This window comes from Caballeronia sp., from assembly GCF_049581465.1.
GTDB lineage: Bacteria > Pseudomonadota > Gammaproteobacteria > Burkholderiales > Burkholderiaceae > Caballeronia.
Genome location: NZ_JBAUSA010000884.1, coordinates 1 through 1,819, shown reverse-complemented (window position 1 = coordinate 1,819; position 1,819 = coordinate 1). Strand labels below are relative to the sequence as shown.

Genomic DNA, 1,819 nt, shown 5'->3' with positions numbered 1-1,819 from the left:
GTTCTTTCTTGGAAAGAACGCGCCCGGTTCAGACACGTTCTACGCTTACTTCGTCTTTGCTGCTTCGGCCAGGGCCGCAACTGCTGTCTTCGAATCTTCCGTCGAGTTCATGAACTTCGTCACAACGTCGGTAATCGCGCCTGCGGTTGCGTCACCTTGAGCCATGCCGTGAGCCAGCGACGGAACATAGCCGCCCGACTTGATAGCTGTCTGTTCGTCGGCGTACGATTTCTTCGCACAGTCGTCGAACTTAGCCATCGACACGCCCAGACGCACCGGGATCGAACCCTTGTTCAGGCTGAACTGTTCCTGGAAGTCAGGCGTCATGATGGTCTTCGCCAATGCCAGTTGGCCCGGCGTAGCTTCCTTCGAACCCTTCTGCTGGAAGAACACGAACGAGTCGACGTTGAAGGTGTAAGCCTTTTCCGTGCCAGGAACAGCGACGCAGACGTAGTCGGTGCCGGACTTCTTGTTCGCGCCTGCGAACTCGCCCTTCGCCCAGTCGCCCATGAACTGCATGCCGGCCTTGCCGTTGATGACCATGGCGGTGGCGAGGTTCCAGTCACGGCCAGTACGGCCGTTATCGAAGTACGACTGGACCTTGCGGACCGTGTCGAACACCTTGACCATCTGGTCCGACGTCAGCGTCTTCTGATCCAGGTCGACGAGCGCCTTCTTGTAGAAACCCGCGCCCTGCGACAAGACCACGTCTTCCCACAGCGTCAGGTCTTGCCACGGCTGGCCGCCTGCTGCCACCGGCACAATGCCGTTAGCCTTCATCTTGTCGGCAACCGCGAAGAATTCCGGCCACGTGGTCGGGGCCTTGCCGCCTGCCTTGTCGAGTGCGTCCTTGTTGATGTACAGCCAGTTCACGCGATGCACCGAGAACGGCGCGGCTACATAGTGACCACCTGCATGGATGACCTTGTCGATTTCGGGCGGGAGATTCTTCTTCCAGTCGCCGGCGACCGAGTCGATCGGCACGAGCACGCCCTGGTCAGCCCACTCCTGGATCAGCGGACCCTTGATCTGGGCCGCCGACGGTGCATTGCCGGAAATAACCTGGGTCTTCAGTGCGGTCATGGCTGCGGCACCTGCGCCGCCCGCGACTGCGAAGTCCTTCCAGACATAGCCTTGCTGCGTCATGTCGTCCTTCAACACGCCGACTGCCTTCGATTCACCGCCTGAGGTCCACCAGTGCAGTACTGAAACGGCTTCCGCAGCCTGAACGGCCTGCGCCGACACGCCACACAACAAACCTGCAGCGCCGAGCGCGCCAATGAGCTTGCGAAATTTCATTTGTTATCTCCTCCGAACACCTGACAAAAAACGGTTGGCCCCTGATGCCGCCAGGAAGCGATGGCTTGGTTGCAACGTGATTGCTTCTAGACTTCTTTTATCAACAACTTGGGGTGGCCGGAGGACGGTGTCGGCTGGAAGGAAGGCTCGCAGGCGATCAGGCCAAAGCTCTGGGCGCGCGAACCTGACCGGCAGACCGAACTACGGCCGCACGGCTCTCAAGAGATGAGTGTGTCGAATCGCAACGGTTGTCTCCTCTTTTGATTTTTTGCCCCACCGCACGGCGCTAGCAGTCTGGCGAGGCTCCGGGGTCCTGCATAAGCTGGTTCTATAAACCTTGCCGTTGTGGTGAAAGCATCATTGGCTCAGGTCTATTACCATGCAACTAGACGTGAACTCCGGGAAAACACTCATGTTCTGGTTGACTAAAGCTTTTTTTCCGGGATCACGTTACCCCTTGATTTGAATTGTAGTTAAACTACAATTCAGTGTCAAAAAAAATTTTATCGGACTACGGTCC

The 1,819-nt window shown here is 57.6% G+C and carries 1 protein-coding gene; it reads right to left on the bottom strand.

Going from position 1 to position 1,819, the window contains the following annotated elements; genetic code table 11:
• Nucleotides 1-45: 45 nt before the first annotated feature.
• A complete protein-coding gene (locus WCA53_RS21630; protein WP_423915454.1) occupies nt 46-1,299 on the bottom strand; it encodes an ABC transporter substrate-binding protein in 1,254 nt (417 codons plus the stop codon).
• Between the last annotated feature and the right edge of the window lie 520 nt (nt 1,300-1,819).